Genomic DNA, 19,118 nt, shown 5'->3' on the forward strand with positions numbered 1-19,118 from the left:
GTGTGCGTGCCGCCTCCGTCGCCTTCGGTGCGCCGCGCGGGCCCGTCGGTGCGCGGCGTGTCACGCCGGATCCGCCTCCCCGTACTCCTCGGCCAGCCAGGGCGGCGTGGCCTGCGGTGTCGCCAGCAGCCAGCGCACGTACCGGTCCACGCCCTCGCGGACCCCGATCCGGGCCTGCCAGCGCAGGAGTTCGCGGGAGCGCTCGACGTCGGCGTAGCCGCCGAGCGGGTCGCCCTCCGGGCGCGGGGTGACGATCCGGCGGGCGCCGGGGAAGTACGGGGCGATCAGGTCGGCGACCTCGCGGACCGAGGTGGGGCGGCCGGTGCCGACGTTCACGGTCCGTTCGGCCATCTGCTCCTCGATCAGGGCGAGCGCGGTGGCCTCGGCGACGTCGTCGACGTGGACGAGGTCGCGGACCTGGGTGCCGCCGCCGTTGAGCCGCATGGGGCGGCCGAGCCGTGCCTGGAGCGAGAGCCAGGGCACCATCCAGGAGTGGCTGCCCGGCTTGGGGATCTGGGGGTCGCCGTAGACGGAGAAGTAGCGCACCACCGCGTATTCGGTGCCGCCCGCGGCACCGAGCATGAGCCGGGTCTGGTGTTCCGCCCAGAGTTTGCCGTTGGCGTACACGGAGACCGGGTTGAGCGGCATGTCCTCGTGGAAGACCTGCGGCCCCTCGACGCCGGGGTCGCCGTCGCCGTACACGGACGCGGAGGAGACGAGCACCAGGCGGCGGACGGGGAAGCGGGCGGCCTGTTCCAGGACGACCTGGGTTCCCTCGACGTTGGCGCGGAAGGCGATGTCGGGGCGGCGGGTGCAGGCCGCGACGTCCGCGTAGGCCGCCGCGTGGACCACGAAGTCGGCCTCCTTCAGCAGCGCCCCGACGGTGCCGGCGTCACGGACGTCCCCGACGACCAGCCGGGCTCCGCTGCGCGCCGTACCGAAGGTCTCGTGGCCGGACCCCGGGTAGGCGTCCATGCGGTCCAGGGCGGTGACGAGGGCTCCGGCGCCGTGCAGCAGGGCGACCAGCCTGCTGCCGACGAGTCCGCCGCCGCCGGTCACGACGATGCGGGCGTCGCGGAGTTTGCCGAGGCGCGAGCGGACGGACTCGTCGCCGTCGGTACGGATCGGACGGGGTAACGCGGGCATGACAAGCCTCTTTCGGCATCGGGAGGGGTACGCGGTGCTCGGTCCGGGCGTGCGGGCCGGGCCCCGGCGCGTACCGGCCCCAGCATTCATGGACCTGTCGCCCGTCTGCCAGAGGGCCATTTCGGCACTCTTGCGGGCCCTGCGCACCGCCCGTACTGTCCGAATCCGGCTGGCGGACCGGGCTCCGGAAGGGTGCTCGGCGCGGCCCGGCCGATCCTGACCCAGGGAGGACGTATGGCACGCCCACGGCTCAGCGCGGTGGTCATGACCCACCCCAGACGCCGGGCGGCGGCCGAGAAGCTGGCCCTGAGCGTGCCCGGCGGCCCGTTACGGGTCGTCATGGACCCCGATCCCACGGGCACCCCGTCGGTGCTGCGCACCGCGCTCGCCGCGTGGTCCTCGATCGAGGAGGGGGCCACACATCACATGGTGGTCCAGGACGACATGGTGTTGTCCGAAACCTTCCTGGACCGGGTGCGGGAGGCGATCGGGGAGTTGCCGGACGCGGCGCTGGCCCTGTTCGCGCTCTGGGACTCGCGCAACGGGGCGGCGGTCCGGATGGGAGCGATGGCGGGCGCCCGCTGGGTCGGCGCCGTCAACGAGTACTTCCCGTGCGTGGCGATCGTACTGCCGCGCCGGGTCGCCGAGGGGTTCGTCGGGTACGGCAGACAGCGGCTCGGCGGCTGGCCCGACGACATCCTGATGCACCGCTACCTCCGCGCCCACGATGTGCCGCGCTATGTCGCCGTGCCCAATCTCGCCGAGCACGAGGACCGCGGCTCGATCTCCGGGAACGCCTTCCGCGGGCCGCGCCGCTCGGTCTGCTTCGTGCCCGGCGACCGGCCCGCGCAGGAGGGCCGGACGCTGACCGGCCTGTCGGTGCTGCCGTTCTTCAAGCACGGTGTGGCGCAGTGCGCGGTACGCGTGACGGGCCCCGGTCCCGAACGGTGGCTGCATCTGGACGCCGAACAGTATCTGCGCGGTGCCGGACTGCCCGAGACGCTGCTGCGCCCGCCCGGCTCCGGGGCGTCCGGGGCGTTGGGGGCCTGCGCGGCCGATGTGCGGGGCACCTGGCTGACGGCCCTGGCCATGGGCTTCGGGGCCGCCCGCGCCGGGCTCGCCGTGCCGTCCGGGACATCGGAGGCGTACACGGAGGCGGTGGCGACGATCGGTACCGGCGGCATCAGCAACGCCAGCACGGAGGAGCACCTCGCGCGCCGTCGCGCGCCCCTGGCCGAGGTGGCGCACCGGGCGCTCGACGCCGGGCGCGAGGCCGCCGACGAGCGGCGCGTACGCCCCCGGCGGCCCGGTGGCCCCGTCTGGCGCGGGGCGGAGAACCCGCTCGGTGAGCATCTGGTGCGACGGCTGGCAGATCTGCGGGAGCGGTCCGCCGCCGTGATCGACCTGACCGCGCTCGGTTCCCCCGGCCCCCGGGTCACGGTCCGCCCGCCGGGCGAGCCGGTCCCGTACACGCTGCGCGTGGGCGAGTTGTACGGTCCCGGCTGTTCGCGCCGTTCCCCGGTCGGCCGGATGGTGTGGGACGCGCTGCGCAGCCAGCCGGTCGTGGCCGGGGGCGACCCGGACGCGGAGGTGTGGCCGGTGTACGTGAACGACCTCGCCGACGCGATCGCGGCGGTGCTGCGCGCCCGGCCGGAGGCACGTGAGATGTCGGCCGTCCCGGGGAAGCCGTGCACGGCGGCGGAGCTGGCGCAGGCGGTGCACGACGCCGTGCGGCCGGTGCCGGTGCGGCCCGAACCCGGTGCCGATCCGGGGTGGCAGTGCCCGGCAACGGCCCCGAGGCCCCCGGGCTGGGCACCCGCCACGGACCTGGCGCGCGGGCTGCACGCCTTCGCCCAGTGGCTCGCCTACGAGGAGGCTCCCCGGACGGTCACGTCCTCGGCGGGGTGAGCGCGCCTTCGCCGGTGGGGACACGCCTCGTCACCGGGCCCCGCCCCGGCAGGACGCGAGCCGGGCCGTATCGCGGGTGGTGCCGCAGCCGGGCCGAGGCCCCCGGAACCTCCCGCGGCACGGCGCGGCGCGGCGGCGTCGGCCCGTCCGCGCCCCACCACGCTCTTCACCCGGCGCACCCGCCCCGGGGCGGGTGCGCCGGGTGAAGAGCGTGGTGTCTAGTTGTCCGGGGCCGCGTGGTGGCCGGCCGACTGGAGATCCTTCAGCGCGTCATGCCAGCGCCGCGGGAGCGTGGACAGACCGGGAAGGGAGGAGTCCGTCACGAAGCACGCCACCGAGGTTTCGCCGTGGGTGATGATCAGTACGTTGAAGGGAAACCCCTCCGGCAGACACATCAGGGGATCGATCCGCACCACCTCGGCGCCGAGGACGGCCAGTGGGTGACGGAGCGTCAGGCTGGATACGATCGGCGTGGCCCGGGACGGCGACCCGAGCGACCTGAGCAGTGAGCTGGTGAACCGGCGGGGCGTGTTCCGGCTGAGCCGGTCGAGCACGAGCCGCACGGCGGGGTCGCGCAGCACCTGGGTCGAGGGCCGCACCTGCTCCAGGTGCCCGGCGGGAGGCGCGGGGTTCGCGGGCACGAGCACCGGGACGAGCGCCAGACGGTTGCCGGGCAGGGAGACCTGCCGGCTCGTGCGCACGTTGGCGGGTACCAGCATGCGGACCTCGTCCCGCCGCGCCGATTCCGTGGCGAACTCGTCGGCCCAGTCCCGAACCGCCCGCGCCGTCGCGGCGAGGAACACGTCGTTGCGGGTGCTGCCGGTGTCAACGGGCGGGCGGAGCCAGGCGGACGGGACGGCGACGCACTCAAGGTCCCGGGTGCTGGAGAAGCGGTGCCCCGGGGCCTGCCACGCCCGGCTCGGCCTGAGGAAGCTCAGCATCAGGCCCGCTGCCCGCAACCAGTCCCCCGGCCGTGACAGCCGCGTTCCTTCCCCCTTCCGGTACAGGGCCGACGACTCGTGCGGCTCGACGGGCGACGGTGAGAACAGTGACTCCAGTGTGTGCAGCATGCCCGTGCCGTCCTGGAAGGCGTGGTGAACCCGGTACACCAGGGCGTGCCGCCCGGACTCGTCGTCCCGCAGGAGCGTCAGCAGCCACGGGGGCGCGTCCTCGGGGAGCGGGGCGCGCAGGACGTCGCGCGCGGCGCTGTGCACGGCGCCGCCCCCGGGCGGGAGCACTCGCTCCTGCACGTGTGCGGCGAGGTCGGGGCTCTTCGTGCGCCACCTGCCGGTCCGGGCGTCCAGAGCGGTGCGCAGACCGGGGAGCCGGCTGATCCGCGTCTCCAGGTGACGGCGCAGTTCGTGAAGGTCCGGCGGCGTTCCGCGCAGGTGGAGTACGCAGCCGAAGTGCTTGTGCGCGTCGCTGCCGTGGACCGGATACTCCTGAATGGCACGGTCCAGCGGGGTCGCCCGCTCCCAGTCGCGCATGTTCCACTCCCTGCGGTCGGTCCCACACATCGCACTCGATGCGCCATCGTGGCGTCAGCCCGCCGTCGCCCGGGGCCGGATGCCGCGGCATCACCTGATCGAATGACCGGCCGACGGCCCCGCTCACGGCACTGTCGTTCCCCCACCGGGCGATGGTCATGCCCTCGGGACGACTCCGCCCGCCCTGGCCGCCCCGGGGTCAGGCCCCGGAGTCCGGAAGCCGCCAGTCGAAGGGCAGCAGATCCCGCTCCCAGCCGGGCGATCCGGCCAGCGCGTCGGCGGCCTCGGGCACGCGCAGGAGGCAGCGGTGGCGCAGCAGCTCGCGCCGCTCGCCGGGCGTCAGGAGCCGCTCCTCGGGGCTGAGGTTGTTCGGATGAGCGGGGGGCAGGTCGTCACTGCCGTCGATCGGGCGGTCCGCCGCGACGTTGAGCCGGTCGCCGGCCGGGGTCCGGTAGTCCAGCCGGAAGCTGGTGCGCCACTGGGAGTTGCCGCCCCAGCCCTGGGACAGGTCGGCCGTCGGCCGGTGGCGGCGGCGGAAGGTCCAGTACAGCGGCCCGCGGTCCGCGACGCCGCGCTGCGCGTATCCGGCACCGGCGCGGACGCGCACCCCGGCCCGGCTGAACAGCAGCTGGCCCAGCATCAGGCCGGGCCAGAGGATCTCCGTGATCTCGGCCGGCGCGTGCGGATCGCCGGCCTGTTCGACCTCGACGATCTCGTGGAGGAACGGGTCGAAGGTGTCGCCGTCCCCGAACGGCGTCATACCCAGCGAGGTGAACAGGCCGAGGTACGCGCGCTCCGGGAGCAAGGGCCACGGGTCCGGGAAGCCGGTCCGGCCAACGGACGGCCCGACAGCGGGCAGCAGCAGGTCGCTGACCCGGTGCAGGGCGTAGAGCTCCCACACGAGTGCCTGCCCGCCGGGCTCCGTTCCCTGCCCGGCCCACCACGCGCTGTCCGCGGCGGCCGTGGCCAGCCAGGCGCGGTAGCCGCCCTGGGCGCGGCCGAGCCAGGGCACGACGATCCTCTCGTGCGGCGCTGTCCCCTCGTACTCCCCCAGGGCCTCGTACAGTTCCCGCGCGTCCACCCCGTCAGACATGCCGGGAGCCTACGGGAGGCGCTGGTGGCGTCCGCGCGCAGGCCGGGCCGGACGACGGCGGTGCGCGGAGGACCGGGCCGGGAACCGCCGGGCCCCGGCCCGCCCGCGCCCGTACGCCCGGGGCCGGTCGTCACGCTGCCGTCACCGGCCGGACGGCAGCGTGGGGGAAGGGTCCAGGAGCCCGGCCGTCACCGGCCGGGGGCGCCCCCGGCCGGTTCGTCCAGGACCAGCTCGGGGTCGTACAGCTCCATCCACGCGGCCAGGTCCAGGGCGCGTTCCAGGCCACGCCGGGAAGCGGCGGTGATCTGCGGGGACTGGCGCTCGGCCGCCGCGCGGAGCCGGTCGCGGTCGACGAGCTCGAAGACGCGGTGGTCCGGGTCGGCGAGGAGCGCGCGGGCGTGTTCCTGGAGAGCCACGGCGTACTTGGGGTCCTGGGTCGACGGGTAGGGGCTCTTGACCCTGTCGTACACCGAACGGGGCAGTACGTCCGCGGCGGCCTCGCGCAGCAGGCTCTTCTCCCGGCCGTCGAAGGACTTGAGGGCCCAGGGCGCGTTGTAGACGTACTCGACGAGCCGGTGGTCGCAGAACGGCACCCGGACCTCCAGGCCGACCGCCATGCTCGCGCGGTCCTTGCGGTCGAGCAGGACACGGACGAAACGGGTGAGGTGGAGGTGGCAGATGCGGCGCATCCGGTACTCGAAGTCGCTTTCGCCGTCGAGCCGTTCGATGCCGGACACGGCGGTGCGGTAGCTGTTCTCGGTGTACGCGCCGAGGTCCAGGGCGTCACCGAGTTCGGGGCGGAGCACATCGGCGTCCTCACCGAAGTGCTCCGCCATCCGCACCAGCCAGGGGAAGGTGTCGGCGTTGCGGGCCTCCTCGTCGAAGAACTGGAGGTAGCCGCCGAAGACCTCGTCGGCGGACTCACCGGACAGGGCGACGGTGGAGTGCTCGCGGATGGCCCGGAAGAGCAGGTAGAGCGAGGAGTCCATGTCACCGAGGCCCATGGGCAGGTCCCGGGCCCGGATCATCCTGGCCCGTACCTCCGGATCGGCGAGGTCGTCGGGGTCGAGCACGATGTCCTGGTGGAGGGTGCCCGACTGCCGGGCCACGTCGTGGACGAACGGGGTGTCGGGGGTGGTGCGCAGTTCGTCGGCGACGAAGTTCTCGGTACGGCCGACGAAGTCGACGGCGAAGGTGCGGACCTTCTCACCGCTCTCGGCGAGTTGCAGGGCGGCGAGCGCGGTGACCGTCGAGGAGTCGAGCCCGCCGGAGAGCAGGATGCAGCGGGGTACGTCGGAGACCAGCTGGCGGCGCACGATGTCGTCGAGGAGCGCGCGCACGGTGGCGATCGTGGTGTCCCGGTCGTCGGTGTGCGGACGGGTCTCCAGCTGCCAGTAGGTGCGCTGGTGCGGTCCTGAGCGGTCCACGGTGACGACCGTGCCGGGCTCCACCTCGTACATGCCGTCCCAGACGGCGTGGCCGGGGGTCTTGACCATGGTGAAGAGTTCCCGCAGGCCGTCGAGGGTCACCCGGGGCCGGGCCAGCGGGTTGGCGAGGATCGCCTTGGGCTCCGAGCCGAAGAGGACGCCGTCGGACGTCGGCCAGTAGTAGAAGGGCTTGACGCCCATCCGGTCGCGGATCATGACGAGCCGGTCGTGGCGGCCGTCCCAGATCGCGAACGCGTACATGCCGTTCAGCCGCTCGGCGAGGGCCTCTCCCCACTCCAGGTAGCCGCGCAGCACCACCTCGGTGTCCGAGTCGGTGGTGAACCGGTGCCCGCGGGCCGTCAGCTCCTCGCGCAGCTCGGTGTAGTTGTACGCCTCACCGGAGTAGACCAGCGCGACCGCACCCTCGGGGGTGCCGACGCTCATGGGCTGGCGCCCGCCGGGCAGGTCGATGATCGCGAGCCGCCGGTGGCCGAGCGAGGCGTGCGGGGCGTTCCAGGTCCCCCGGTCGTCGGGGCCCCGGCAGGACATGGTCTCCGTCATCTCTTCCACTGCAATGACCTGCTCGGCCGCCCGTAGATCGCGGTCGAAGGAGACCCAGCCGACTATGCCGCACATGCGCGTCCTCCTGATCCGGTCCCGTTGCGGGCCACCGCCCGCGGCGCCGCCCGTCCGCGGGCGGGCCGGACGGCAGCGCCCCGGCGGAACCAGTTGTATTTAGCAGCTTTATGGCGAGCGTCTGCCTTCGGCCGCGTACGGTCAACACGCACGTGAGCGGCCGGTACGGTCACAGCGGCCTCTTCCGGCCGCGGTTTCCCCTTCGTAAAGCTTCGTATACGGCCTGCCGGGCCGCTGACGTCCGGCTGGGCGCGGCTCCCGTGCTCCACAGGCAGCGATATCCGGCCACGGGCAAAGTCTTGCCCAACCGGGTCGGCGGGCCCTGCGCACGGCCCCCGCGGAGGAGGAACCGCCCCGCACTCCCCCAGTATGCGGCCCGGGAGCGGGGTCGGCAGCGGGCCCGCCCGGGGCCAGGGAGGGCCCCGCCGCGCGGCCGGGGCAGGCCATGGAAGGGGCGCGCCTCCCGGCCGGGAGCGGTCATGGGAGGGGCGCGCCGCGCAGGTCGGCGTGAGCGCACGCCCCGTGCCCGCCCTTACCGGCCCGCCGTCTCCGCCGTGATGGCCCACCGTTCGTGGTCGCGCCAGGCGCCGTCGATGAAGAGGAAGTCCGGTGAGAAGCCTTCGAGGCGGAAGCCCGCCCGCCGGACCAGTGCGATCGAGGCCGTGTTGCCGGGCTGGACGTTGGCTTCGAGGCGGTGCAGTCCGAGCGGCCCGAAGGCGTGCTCCAGGACCAGGCCCAGTCCCTCGCCCATCAGGCCGCGCCCCGCCGCGTGGGCGAAGGCCCCGTAGCCGAGCGCGCCGCAGCGGAACGCTCCGGCGACGATGTTGTTGATGGTGATGAACCCGGCGATCGCTCCCGCCCGCCCGCCGCCCGCGGCGTCGCGTTCACAGACGAGGAAGCCCGCCCGGGACGGGTCGCCGGTCAGCCGGTCCGCGTAGACGGCGTACGCGGCGGCGTCCTCGGGCGGGAAGAGCCAGGGCCGGTGCAGCTCCCGGCTCTCCCGCGCCCGCGCGGTGAACTCTTCGGCGTCCTGCGGGGTGAAGGGGCGGATCGCCACCCGCCGCCCCTCGTCCGGAAATGCGCGGTCGGTCATCGGGCCACTCTAAGGGGCTGTCCGGCGGAGCCCGTCTCAGCCCGGCTGGCCGCCGACCACCGGAAGCTCCAGCACGCCGGTGTCCTGCGGGGCGCTGACCACCGTGACCGGCTTGATCCCCCGGTTGCCGACGTAGGCGCTGTCGCTCGCCGCGATCACGAACTCAAGCCGGTGGCCCGTCTCGTAGCGGTGGACGATGCCCGGGAGCCGCACGGTGAACGGGCGGGTGACATCGGGCACCCGCACCGGCGCGACGAGCCGGTTGACCAGGGTCTTGGTGCCGTCCGGGGCCACGTCGTAGACCTTGGCGAACAGGACGAGCCGGTCGGCGGCGTCGCCGCTGTCCTGCACCTGTTCCGTCGTCGGCGAGACGACCTTGAGGGTCGCCTCCGGCGCGCCGACGACATCGACGGGAGACGTCAGCGGGGCGCTGGTCCAGCCGAGGTAGGTGCCCCTGGTGTCGTACGGCCTGGGGTCGGGCAGTCCGGTGATCCCGGCGAGGGAGCTCTCCGAATGGCTGGTGGGGATCAGCCAGTTGGTGTACTGACGGCTGCCGCGGGTGACCTCGGACCGGTCGTCGACGAGCGTGCCGTCGCCGGAGAGGTACATCTTCCGCGAGAGGGCCGGAACGGAGGGCGCCGTGCCGTATCCGCTGCGCCAGTCGCGGTAGTAGGCGAAGGCCGGTCCGGTGTCGGCGCCGCGGTCGTCCCGGAGGTAGCGGCCGAACCAGGCCAGGACGCGCTGTCCGACGTAGCTGCTCTCCAGGTTGCCCCGGCCCAGGTCGAGTTCGCCGGGCGCCTGGCCGCCGCTGTGGCCCCAGGACTGCCAGATCATCCTGGTCGTGGTGCCCTGGGTCTTGAGCTGCTCGTAGGTGGCGGTGGCCTCGTTCAGGTTGAACAGGCTGTCGGTCTGGCCCTGGACGAGCAGCGTGGGGGCCCTGACCTTGCCGAGATAGCCGACGGGGGACACGCCGCGCGCGTAGTCGAGCATCGCGGCGGTGCGGTCGGCCGGGAAGCGGCCGGAGTTGAGCAGCCGGACCGTGTCGCAGGCGGGGCTCGCGAAGTGCAGACAGCCCAGGTTGTTGAACCGGGACGGGTCGAGGCTCGCGTTGAGGAGGGTCTGTCCCTCCCCCATCAGGTAGAAGCCGTTGGCCCACTGCCACTTGAAGACCCCGGCGGTGGCGGAGGACACGCCGGTGCGGGCGTCGGCCGCGTTGGGGGCGAGGGCGTACGCCAGGTCGTTCCAGGTGATCAGCGGGACGAGCGCGTCGAGCCGCCGGTCGACGGAGGCGGTGGCCAGCTGTACGGCGCCGCCGTACGAGCCGCCGATCATGCCGACCCGCGGATCCCCCTCGCCGTCCCGCACGACGTAGTCGGCGCGGGTGCCGTCGTCGGCGGCGCGGGTTCCGGCGAGGAAGTCGATGAGCGCGGCGGCCGCCCGGCCGTCGGCGGCCGGGTCGTCGAGGGTGATGAGGCAGCCGGACGTGCCGAAGCCGAGGCCGGAGTAGACGAGGCCGACGTAGCCGCGCGAGGCGAAGGCCCTGCCGATGGCGTCGGTCGTGCCGTCCGACTTGCTGCCGCCGAAGCCGTTGGTGGCGAGTACGGCGGGTGCCGGGTGACCGGCGTCGGCCCCGGCGGGGCGGTACAGGTCCGCGTCGACGGTGCAGGTGCGGTCCCCCGCCCGGACGGTGAACTCCAGAGGGGTGACGGTGTACCGGCCCGTCTCGCCGGCGGTCGCTTTCGCCGCACCGGTGAGCACCAGCGGGGCGGCGAGGGCGGCCCCGGCCACCCAGGCGAGCGACCTGCGGGACAGCGTCCGGTACCCGGACCGGGGGCGGGGCACAGCACGCGACACGAGGACCTCCACACCGAGAGCACCATACCGGCCGGTAAAGTAACGGACCGTACTCATGCTGTGACGCGCTTCGGGGGGCTGTCAACGTTCCGGGGTGCGATTCCTGAACACTGCTCAACTTCTTTACGAATCGGCACCGTTCAGCGCAGCGCGGGCTCCTCTGCGGTGAGGGTGGCCGGGCCGCCGTCCGCCGGGGCGTCCAGCACCGCACGGACGCCGAGCGGGACGGTGAGCCCCGTCGGCCCGTGCCCGAAGCCCAGCTCCTCGACGACCGGCACCCCCAGCGGGCCCAGCCGGTCGGCGAGCACGGTCCGCACCTGCTCGTACGGCCCGCAGCCCGACCACGATCCGCAGACCACCCCGGCGATCCCGTCCAGCGCCCCGGCGCGCAGCAACTGGGTGAGGATGCGGTCGATGCTGTACGGGTCCTCGCCGATGTCCTCGATCAGCAGCAGCCCGCCCCGCGCCGAGGTCCGGGCGCAGGGCGTGCCGAGGCCGGCGGCGAGCAGGCTCACGCAGCCGCCGTAGGTGATGCCGCGGGCCCTGCCGGGCACCAGGGCCCGCGCGGCGGGCAGGCCGAGGGTGCGCACCGATTCGGGTGCGAACAGCGTGGCCCGCAGCGATTCCTGGGTGTCCGGGTCCTTGAGGAAGGTCTCGGCCCCGGCCATCGGACCGTGCAGGGTGACGATCCCCAGATGGCGGGCGAACGCCTCGTGGAGCACGGTGATGTCGCTGTAGCCGATGAACACCTTCGGTCCCGCCGCGCGCATCGCCGCCCAGTCGACCAGGTCGACCATCCGGTGCACGCCGTACCCGCCGCGGGCGCAGATCACCGCGTCCACGGCCGGATCGCACCAGGCGGCCTGGAGATCGGCGGCGCGTGCCTCGTCGGTGCCCGCGAGGTAGTCGAGCCGGGGGTGGACCGCACGGGCGTGCGGGGACTCGACGGCCTCCAGGCCCCAGCCGCGCAGGACGTCCAGGCCCGCGTCCAGCCGTTCGGCGAGGACCGGGCCGCTCGGGGACACGACCGCGACCCGGGCACCGGGGCGCAGCCGGGCCGGGCGGGTCAGCGGGGTGAGGGTCACTTCTTCAGCTCCAGCGGCGGGACGTCGGCGCGTTCGGCCCCGAAGACCTGCCCGTACAGGGAGAGTTCGGCCTCCAGGGCGCGGATCATGGTGTCGGCGCGGCGGAATCCGTGCCCCTCGCCCTCGAAGGTGAGGTAGGCGTGCGGGATGCCGCGACCGTCGAGTGCGGCGAGGAAGCGTTCGCACTGGACGGGCGGGCAGATCGGGTCGTCCAGCCCCTGGAGCAGCAGGAAGGGGGTGGCGAGCCGGTCGACGCGGCCGACCGGGGAACGGTCGCGGTAGCGGTCGGGGACTTCGGCGAACGGGCCCACCAGGGACTCCAGGTACCGGGACTCGAAGTCGTGGGTCTCGTCGGTGCCCCAGCCGGTCAGGTCGAGGATCGGGTAGATGATCGTCCCGCAGGCGTAGACGCCGGTGCCGGTCAGTGAGGCGGCGGTGGTCCAGCCTCCGGCGCTGCCGCCGCGGATGGCGAGCCGTTGCCGGTCGGCCGTGCCGTCCTGTGCCAGGGCCTCGGCGACGGCGGCGCAGTCCTCGACGTCGACGACGCCCCACTGTTCGCGCAGCCGGTTGCGGTACGCGCGGCCGTAGCCGGTGGAGCCGCCGTAGTTGACCTCGGCGACGCCGATGCCGCGTGAGGTGAAGTAGGCGATCTCCAGGTCGAGGACGAGCGCGGCGTGGCCGGTGGGGCCGCCGTGCGCCCAGACCACGTAGGGCGGCAGTTCTCCGGCGGGGCCGGTGTGCCCGGGGTTGCGCGGCGGGTAGAGGTGGGCGTGGATCTCGCGTCCGCCGGGACCGGTGAAGGTGCGCTGCTCGGGCCGCGGGTAGTACGCGGGGTCGACGGCGTCCCGGTGCGGTGCCCCGATCACCCGGGTACGGCCGGTCGCCGTGTCCAGCTCGACCACTTCGTAGGCGCTGTGCGGGCTCGCCGCGACGCCGACGACCCGGCTGCCGTGCACGGTGAGCGTCTCGGCCCACTCGGTCCAGGGCCCGGCGACGTCGACGAGTTCGCCGGTCCGGGGGTCGAGGATGCCGAGCGTGGTGGTGCCCTTGCCGTGGATGGCGGCGATCAGCCCGTTGTCCATGGGCAGGAACCAGCCGAGACCGATCTTCCAGAGGGGTCCGGCGAACTCCTGCTCGCGGGGGCAGAGCGCGATCGCGCCCTGGTCCGGGTCGTCGCGGTAGAGGTTCCACCAGCCGCCGCGGTCGCTGGCGAACAGCAGCCGCCCGTCGGTGTCCCACTCGATCTGGGGCACGGATTCCCCGGGGCCGCCGAGGTGGGACCGGGTGCGGTGGAAGGTGCCGTCCCCGGCCACGTCCGCGAGCATCACCTCGGTGCCGTCCCACGGCATCCGGGGGTGGTCCCAGGCGATCCAGGCCGCCTGCCGTCCGTCCGGCGAGAGCTTCGGACCGGTGACGAACCGGTGGCTGTCGTCGCTGAGTTCGCGTACGGCCGCGCGGTCGTCGGCGGCCGAGCCGTCCAGCGGTACGGCCGCGATCACCCGGCGCAGCGCGGTGGGGCCCTCGCCGGTGAACTCCTCCAGGACGCACCAGACCTCGCCGCGTTCGACGTGGAGCCGCGGGTCGGCCCAGCGCAGTCCGCCGCCGGTGGACGAGAGCGGGGTGAGCGGGCGGGGCTCGTCCGGGCCGTCGGGGGCGTAGGCGTAGAGCCGCTGGTCGGCGAAGTGGACGAAGACGACCAGCGGGCCGCCCTCGGCGCGCGCGGTCCCGGCCCAGGGCACTCCGCCGTACTCGATGACCCTGCTCCGTATGTTCCACGGGGCGGGCAGGACGGACTCGGTCCCGCCGTCCGCCCGGCGGCGGACCAGGGCGCGGCGGCCCGCCTCGGCGGGGCGCGGTTCGGTCCACCACACTTCGTCGCCGACGGTGCCGACGTACTCCGGGCGCCCGTCGCGGGAGGCGGCGAGCGCGGCGTCGATGGGCGAGGGCCAGGTTCCGTAGGACCCGGTGGGCTGCATGTGTCGATTCCCCCTCTGCCGTTCAGGCAGTACGCAGGTAGTGGTCGAGGACCCGGACGCCGAAGTGCAGGGCGTCGACGGGGACGCGTTCGTCGACGCCGTGGAAGAGCGCCTGGTAGTCGAAGCCGACGGGCAGCTTCAGCGGCGAGAAGCCGTAGCCGGTGATGCCCAGCCGGGAGAACTGCTTGGCGTCGGTGCCGCCCGACATGCAGTACGGCACGACATGACCGTGCGGGTCGAAGCGTTCGATCGCGGCGCGCAGCTTCGCGAACGTGGGCGAGTCGACGGGAGCCTGGAGCGGGATCTCCCGGTGGTGGAACTCCCAGTCGACGTCGGGGCCGGTCAGCTGGTCCAGGGTGGCGTGGAACTCGTCCTCGCCGCCGGGCACCATCCGGCCGTCGATGTGGGCGGTGGCGTGGCCCGGGATCACGTTGACCTTGTAACCGGCCTCCAGCATCGTCGGGTTGGAGCTGTTGCGGACGGTGGGCGCGACCAGGTCGGCGGCGGGGCCGAGCTTGCCGAGCAGTTCGTCCACGTCGAAGCCGGGGGCGTCGAGGTCCGGGTGGATGCCGTGCAGCGCGGCGATCTCGGTGAGCGCGGCGCGGACCGTCGGGGTGAGGCGCACCGGCCACCGGTGTGCGCCGATCCGGGAGACGGCGGCGGCGAGCGCGCTGACCGCGTTGTTCCGGTTGACCTTGGAGCCGTGCCCGGCCTTGCCGTGCGCGGTGAGTTTCAGCCAGGCGGTGCCCCGCTCCCCGGCGGCGATCGGGTAGAGCGGCAGGTCTGGTCCGGCGTGGAAGGTGAAGGCGCCGGACTCGCTGATGCCCTCGGTGCAGCCCTCGAAGAGCTCGGCGTGCCGGTCGGCGAGGAAGCCTGAGCCGTCGGCGGCGCTGGCCTCCTCGTCGGCGGTGTACGCGATGACGATGTCACGGCGGGGCCGGACCCCGGCCCGTGCCCAGCCGCGTACGACGGCCAGGACCATCGCGTCCATGTTCTTCATGTCGATGGCGCCGCGCCCCCAGACGACCCCGTCGCGGACCTCGCCGGAGAAGGGGTGCACGGTCCAGTCGGCCGCCTCGGCCGGGACCACGTCGAGGTGCCCGTGGACGAGCAGCGCGTCGGCCGAGGGATCGGTGCCCGCGATCCGGGCGACCACGTTGGTGCGTCCGGGGGTCCGTTCCAGCAGGACGGGTTCCACCCCGGCGGCGGCCAGCCGCTCGGCGACGTACTCGGCGGCCGGGCGTTCCCGGCACTCGCCGTCGCCGCGGTTGGTGGTGTCGATCCGGATCAGCTCGGAGGTGAAGGTCACCGATTCGTCGAGCGCCTGCTGGTCGGCACCGTCCTGGGCGCCGGTCGCCTCAGCCATACTGTTCCTCCACGGCGGACGACACGATCGTCGTCACGGCCTTGAACGTGCGGATTGCTTCGTACATCGTCGCGCTGGTGTAGCCGACGCGCCGCTCGCCGCCGGGCGCCACGCCGGGGACGACGGTGGCCGCCTGGGCCAGGTGCTCGGCGTCGAACTCCAGCTCCACGGTGAAGGGGCCGCCCTTGACCGGGGTGTACCGTCCGGCGAGCGCGGCGGCCTCCTTGGCGGCGGTCCGGATGTCCGCCGCGGTGCGGGCCGGGGTGCGGCAGACCGCCGCGTACCGCGACACGTAGTCCTTGACCGCGACCTTGCGGGCCGCCGGGGCGTACCCCTGCGCGTCCACGCAGGTCAGGTCGTCACCCGTGATGAGGACGACGGGCACGCCGTACTCGGCGACGACATGGGCGTTGAGCAGGCCCTCGCTGGCGCGGGCGCCGTTGAGCCAGACCCCGGTGATGGAGTTGGCGAGGTAGGTGTGGGCGAGGACCCCTTCCGCACCGGCGCCGGTGTGATAGCCGACGAAGGCGATGGCGTCGACGTCACCGTGCTGGACTCCCTCGACCATGGAGAGGGACTTGTGGCGTCCGGTGAGCATCTGGACCCGGTCGTCGAGCCTCTCCAGCAGGAGGTTCCGCATGGTCCAGTGGGCCTCGTTGACGAGCACCTCGTCCGCGCCGCCGTCGTAGAAACCGAGCGCCGCCGCGTTCACGTCAGAGGTGAACATGGCGCGGCACCGCTCCCACTGGGGCGTGCCCGGCAGCACATCGGCGGGCCAGGTCACACCGGTGGCGCCTTCCATGTCCGCGCTGATCAGGATCTTCATGCCGGGTCACGGTACGCGCCCGAGAACCGCCAGGCCAGAGCCACGGGCACGTTCAATGGTCCAGTCCTCCGAAGGGTGGCCGACGCACTCCGCGAACGGGCGCATCACGGACACCGGGGCCGTCGCCGGGCACCGGGTCCGCCGTCGGCACCGGACCGCGGGGCCCCCGACCCGCCTTGACACATTCCACTACCCCAGACCATGATTCCATTAATTGACTAATGGAATTGAGGCGAAGTGCATGGCAGACGCATTGACTCCGGGCAGCTCGTCCGGCGCCTGGGCCCTGGAGGCCCGTGGCCTGGGTAAGCGCTACCGTCGCGGCTGGGCGCTCAAGGACGTGTCCTTCCGGCTTCCGGCCGGCCGGATCTGTGGCCTGGTCGGTCCCAACGGAGCCGGGAAGAGCACCCTGCTGGGGATAGCGACCCGTCAGGTGCAGCCCACGGAAGGCAGCCTGAGCATCTTCGGCGTGCCGGTGGACGACGCCCGGGCGATGCCGAGATTCGCGTTCCTCGGGCAGGACAAGCCGCTGTTCAAACGGTTCACCGTGGCGGAGACGCTGCGCATGGGCAGCGAGCTCAACCCGAACTGGGACGCGACGGCGGCGGAGCGGATCGTCCGGGCCGGACAGGTACCGATGGACGCCCGGGTCGGCACGCTCTCCGGCGGCCAGCGCACCCGCGTCGCGTTCGCCCTGGCCTTCGGCAAGCGGCCCGACCTGCTGCTGCTCGACGAGCCGATGTCGGACCTCGACCCGCTGGCCCGCCACGACATGAGCACGCTGCTGATGTCGGAGGCCGTCGAGCACGGCACCACGGTCGTCATGTCGTCCCACATGCTCTCCGAGCTGGAGGACATGTGCGACTACCTGCTCGTGCTCGCGGGCGGCCAGATCCGGATGGCGGGGGACGCGGACGCGCTCGTCCCGGCCCACGCGCTGGTGACCGGGCTCGCTCCGGACGGTGACCCGGCCGCCGTGCTGGCCCCGCACACCGTGATCGAGTGCCGCGTCCAGGGCCGGCAGTTCCACGCGCTCGTACGGCCCAACGGCCCGCTGTCCGGCGACTGGGTGGTCGCCGAACCGAGCCTGGAAGAGGTGCTGCTGGCGCATCTGCGCTCGCCCGGCACGCCCCCCTTGTTCACACCCGGTGCCCGTATCGAGGCCGAAGGGAGCCACGCCGCATGAGCACCACCCGCACCGAAGCCCCCCGGACCGATGCCACCACAAGGCCCCGCCTGCTGCGCGGGCTGAGCTGGCTCGTCGCACGCCAGCACCGGGGCGCCCTGTTCAGCCTGCTCGGCGCGACGGTCCTCGGCCCGATCTGGATCGTGTACGAGCGCAGCCGGATGAAGGACGTCCTGGACGCCGTGGGCTGGCCGGGGAAGGACCTGCCCACACCGAGCTTCGACTCCGACGGTGTGAGCCTGATCATCAGCGCTCTCGGGGCGCTGCCGCTGCTGCTCGCCGTCTTCGTCGGCGCCCCGCTGGTCTCCGGGGACAAGGAGAACGGCACCGCCCAGCTGGTCACCACCCAGTCCGTGACCCGCCTGCGCTGGATGGTGACGAAGTTCGCCTGGGTCTACGGCTCGGTCCTCGTGACCGCGGTGGTGCTGTCGGCGGTCTTCACCTGGTGGTGGAAGCCCTTGCGCCCGGTCTTCTCCTACGACTGGTCGAGCGGGTCGGTCTTCAACATCACCGGTCCCGTCCTCCCCGCGCTCTGCCTCTTCCTGACCGCCGTCGGCATCACCCTCGGTGTCCTGGTGCGCCGGGTCCTTCCGGCCATGGCCATCGCGCTGTTCTTCTCCTGGTTCTTCGGGGTGTTCTGGGAGAGGATGATCTCCAGCCTCGCCGCGACCCGCACGCTCGTCTACCCGCTTGAGGCCGACATGCCCGCGCGGCTGGACGACGCGCTGGAGGTCGACCGCTGGATCGGCTCCGCCGACGGGGAGCTCTACGGCTGGGGCATGTGCGCGAAGGCCACCGAGAAGGCATCCGACGCGTGCGTCGAGAAGTACGGGATCGTCAACAATGTCTACGAGTACCTGGGCTTCGACCAGATGGCGGGCATGCAGTGGACCGGAGCGGGTCTGCTGCTCGCGGGCACCGCTGTCCTCACCGCGCTCGTCCTGTGGCGGGTGTCCCGTCGCCCGCTCTAGAAGGTCGTTGACAGTGGCGGAGGGAGGTGACGGCCGTGGTCGTGTTCCGGATCGACCGGCGCAGTGGAGTGGCGACGTACCTCCAGATCGTGCGCCAGGTCGAGCAGGCGCTGCGCATGGGCGCGCTGGAGGAGGGTGACCGGCTGCCCACGGCCGCGCAGGTGGCGGCCGACACCAAGGTCAACCCGAACACCACACTCAAGGCGTACCGGGAGCTCGAACGCGCCGGTCTCGCCGAGGTCCGGCAGGGGGCGGGCACCTTCATCACCCGCACCCTCGCCCCGCCCCAGGCGGGCGCCGACTCCCCGCTGCGTGCCTCGCTCACCGAGTGGCTGAACGAGGCACGGGCCCAGGGGCTCAGCGGCCAGGAGGCCGACGCCCTCTTCCGCTTGGCGCACGCGGCCGTGTACCCGCCCGAGGCGGCCTCCGACTGAGCGCGCGTTCCAGAACGGCCGGCCGTTCCGGTCCCCCGGGGGCCGGGGCGGCCGTCGTTCACTCCGGCTCCGGATAGTCGCCGGTGGCGCCGTCGGTCCGTTCGCGCAGCAGGTCGGCGTGGCCGTTGTGACGGGCGTACTCCTGGATCATCACCAGGTACACCCAGCGCAGGCTGACGGTCCGGCCACGGGTGACCGGGACGTACGTCTCGTCGAGCCCGCGCCCGGCCACCGCGGCCTCGCACGCCGCGATCTCGGCACGGTAGCGGGCGAAGTCGCGCTCCGCGTGCGCCGCGTCGACGCCCTCCATCCCCTCGTCCCCGTCGTCCGGGCCCGTGTAGACGTCGCCGACCGGCTCGCCGGCGAATCCGCGGCGGAACCACCAGCGTTCGATCTCCGCCATGTGCCGGACCAGGCCGAGGAGGCTGAGGCCGGACGGCTCGGCGGTGGTCCGCGCGAGCTGCGCCGGGGTGAGACCGGCGCACTTGGTGAGCAGGGTCTCCCGGTGCCAGCGCAGCCAGCCGTCGAGCAGCACGCGCTCGTCCGCGGCGCTGGGGACATTCAGCTGGTCGCCTCCGGCCGTCGTCCGGGTGACCCGGGGCGCCGTCCATGCTGCTTCGCTCATGGCGG

General features: G+C 73.3%; 15 protein-coding genes. 4 read left to right on the forward strand and 11 right to left on the reverse strand.

Features of this window, described 5'->3' with window-relative positions:
- Positions 1-60 precede the first annotated feature (60 nt).
- Entirely contained in the window at positions 61-1,146 is a 1,086-nt protein-coding gene (locus ACFVWY_RS24060) for an NAD-dependent epimerase/dehydratase family protein (RefSeq protein ID WP_389875960.1), read from the reverse strand.
- A gap of 234 nt (positions 1,147-1,380) precedes the next feature.
- Between ACFVWY_RS24060 and ACFVWY_RS24065 the strand changes: the two genes are divergently transcribed.
- A complete protein-coding gene (locus ACFVWY_RS24065; RefSeq protein ID WP_389875963.1) occupies positions 1,381-3,054 on the forward strand; it encodes a hypothetical protein in 1,674 nt (557 codons plus the stop codon).
- Between the two features lie 218 nt (positions 3,055-3,272).
- Here the strand turns inward: ACFVWY_RS24065 and ACFVWY_RS24070 are convergent, their stop codons facing one another.
- The 9 genes from ACFVWY_RS24070 to ACFVWY_RS24110 all read right to left on the reverse strand — a co-directional run bounded on the left by ACFVWY_RS24070 (position 3,273) and on the right by ACFVWY_RS24110 (position 15,897).
- Positions 3,273-4,541, reverse strand: coding sequence for a wax ester/triacylglycerol synthase domain-containing protein (locus ACFVWY_RS24070; protein ID WP_389875966.1), 1,269 nt, complete (start codon positions 4,539-4,541; stop codon positions 3,273-3,275).
- Positions 4,542-4,740: 199 nt separating this feature from the next.
- Positions 4,741-5,634: a hypothetical protein gene (locus ACFVWY_RS24075; RefSeq protein ID WP_389875969.1), complete on the reverse strand. Its 894-nt coding sequence runs from the start codon at positions 5,632-5,634 to the stop codon at positions 4,741-4,743.
- 188 nt (positions 5,635-5,822) lie between these two features.
- Positions 5,823-7,697, reverse strand: coding sequence for an asparagine synthase (glutamine-hydrolyzing) (asnB, locus tag ACFVWY_RS24080; RefSeq protein WP_389875972.1), 1,875 nt, complete (start codon positions 7,695-7,697; stop codon positions 5,823-5,825).
- Between the two features lie 532 nt (positions 7,698-8,229).
- Positions 8,230-8,790 carry a GNAT family N-acetyltransferase gene (locus ACFVWY_RS24085; protein ID WP_389875975.1) on the reverse strand — a complete coding sequence of 187 codons (561 nt, stop codon included), beginning with the start codon at positions 8,788-8,790 and terminating at the stop codon, positions 8,230-8,232.
- A 36-nt stretch (positions 8,791-8,826) separates the two neighbouring features.
- Complete coding sequence (locus ACFVWY_RS24090; RefSeq protein WP_389875979.1) at positions 8,827-10,656, reverse strand: CocE/NonD family hydrolase; 1,830 nt, start codon at positions 10,654-10,656, stop codon at positions 8,827-8,829.
- 128 nt (positions 10,657-10,784) lie between these two features.
- The gene (locus ACFVWY_RS24095) at positions 10,785-11,729 is read right to left on the reverse strand and encodes an LD-carboxypeptidase (RefSeq protein ID WP_389875982.1); all 945 of its coding nucleotides are present in this window, start codon (positions 11,727-11,729) and stop codon (positions 10,785-10,787) included.
- Positions 11,726-13,705 carry a prolyl oligopeptidase family serine peptidase gene (locus ACFVWY_RS24100; protein WP_389875985.1) on the reverse strand — a complete coding sequence of 660 codons (1,980 nt, stop codon included), beginning with the start codon at positions 13,703-13,705 and terminating at the stop codon, positions 11,726-11,728. The genes ACFVWY_RS24095 and ACFVWY_RS24100 overlap by 4 nt, the downstream gene beginning before the upstream one ends.
- A gap of 22 nt (positions 13,706-13,727) precedes the next feature.
- The gene (locus ACFVWY_RS24105; RefSeq protein WP_389875988.1) at positions 13,728-15,071 is read right to left on the reverse strand and encodes a M20/M25/M40 family metallo-hydrolase; all 1,344 of its coding nucleotides are present in this window, start codon (positions 15,069-15,071) and stop codon (positions 13,728-13,730) included.
- Positions 15,064-15,897: a M55 family metallopeptidase gene (locus ACFVWY_RS24110; protein WP_389875990.1), complete on the reverse strand. Its 834-nt coding sequence runs from the start codon at positions 15,895-15,897 to the stop codon at positions 15,064-15,066. The genes ACFVWY_RS24105 and ACFVWY_RS24110 overlap by 8 nt, the downstream gene beginning before the upstream one ends.
- Positions 15,898-16,138: 241 nt before the next feature.
- Between ACFVWY_RS24110 and ACFVWY_RS24115 the strand changes: the two genes are divergently transcribed.
- From ACFVWY_RS24115 to ACFVWY_RS24125, 3 genes are read left to right on the forward strand one after another with little or no spacing between them, the layout of a single operon-like run.
- Complete coding sequence (locus ACFVWY_RS24115) at positions 16,139-17,083, forward strand: ABC transporter ATP-binding protein (RefSeq protein ID WP_389875992.1); 945 nt, start codon at positions 16,139-16,141, stop codon at positions 17,081-17,083.
- On the forward strand, positions 17,080-18,054 hold the full coding sequence (locus ACFVWY_RS24120) for an ABC transporter permease (RefSeq protein ID WP_389875995.1): 975 nt from the start codon (positions 17,080-17,082) through the stop codon (positions 18,052-18,054). The genes ACFVWY_RS24115 and ACFVWY_RS24120 overlap by 4 nt, the downstream gene beginning before the upstream one ends.
- 26 nt (positions 18,055-18,080) lie before the next feature.
- A complete protein-coding gene (locus ACFVWY_RS24125; protein ID WP_389875997.1) occupies positions 18,081-18,488 on the forward strand; it encodes a GntR family transcriptional regulator in 408 nt (135 codons plus the stop codon).
- Positions 18,489-18,546: 58 nt separating this feature from the next.
- Here ACFVWY_RS24125 and ACFVWY_RS24130 read toward each other — a convergent pair whose 3' ends face one another.
- Positions 18,547-19,113, reverse strand: a complete 567-nt coding sequence (locus tag ACFVWY_RS24130) for a DinB family protein (protein WP_389876000.1) — start codon at positions 19,111-19,113, stop codon at positions 18,547-18,549.
- Positions 19,114-19,118: the final 5 nt, after the last annotated feature.

Source organism: Streptomyces sp. NPDC058195 (assembly GCF_042883525.1).
Classification (GTDB): domain Bacteria; phylum Actinomycetota; class Actinomycetes; order Streptomycetales; family Streptomycetaceae; genus Streptomyces.

Coding starts and splice junctions, on each gene's coding strand:
- ACFVWY_RS24120 (WP_389875995.1), top strand. CDS start 17,080: ATGAGCACCACCCGCACCGAAGCCCCCCGGACCGATGCCACCACAAGG.
- ACFVWY_RS24075 (WP_389875969.1), bottom strand. CDS start 5,634: ATGTCTGACGGGGTGGACGCGCGGGAACTGTACGAGGCCCTGGGGGAG.
- ACFVWY_RS24085 (WP_389875975.1), bottom strand. CDS start 8,790: ATGACCGACCGCGCATTTCCGGACGAGGGGCGGCGGGTGGCGATCCGC.
- asnB (WP_389875972.1), bottom strand. CDS start 7,697: ATGTGCGGCATAGTCGGCTGGGTCTCCTTCGACCGCGATCTACGGGCG.
- ACFVWY_RS24130 (WP_389876000.1), bottom strand. CDS start 19,113: ATGAGCGAAGCAGCATGGACGGCGCCCCGGGTCACCCGGACGACGGCC.
- ACFVWY_RS24070 (WP_389875966.1), bottom strand. CDS start 4,541: ATGCGCGACTGGGAGCGGGCGACCCCGCTGGACCGTGCCATTCAGGAG.
- ACFVWY_RS24105 (WP_389875988.1), bottom strand. CDS start 15,071: ATGGCTGAGGCGACCGGCGCCCAGGACGGTGCCGACCAGCAGGCGCTC.
- ACFVWY_RS24115 (WP_389875992.1), top strand. CDS start 16,139: ATGGCAGACGCATTGACTCCGGGCAGCTCGTCCGGCGCCTGGGCCCTG.
- ACFVWY_RS24110 (WP_389875990.1), bottom strand. CDS start 15,897: ATGAAGATCCTGATCAGCGCGGACATGGAAGGCGCCACCGGTGTGACC.
- ACFVWY_RS24060 (WP_389875960.1), bottom strand. CDS start 1,146: ATGCCCGCGTTACCCCGTCCGATCCGTACCGACGGCGACGAGTCCGTC.
- ACFVWY_RS24065 (WP_389875963.1), top strand. CDS start 1,381: ATGGCACGCCCACGGCTCAGCGCGGTGGTCATGACCCACCCCAGACGC.
- ACFVWY_RS24100 (WP_389875985.1), bottom strand. CDS start 13,705: ATGCAGCCCACCGGGTCCTACGGAACCTGGCCCTCGCCCATCGACGCC.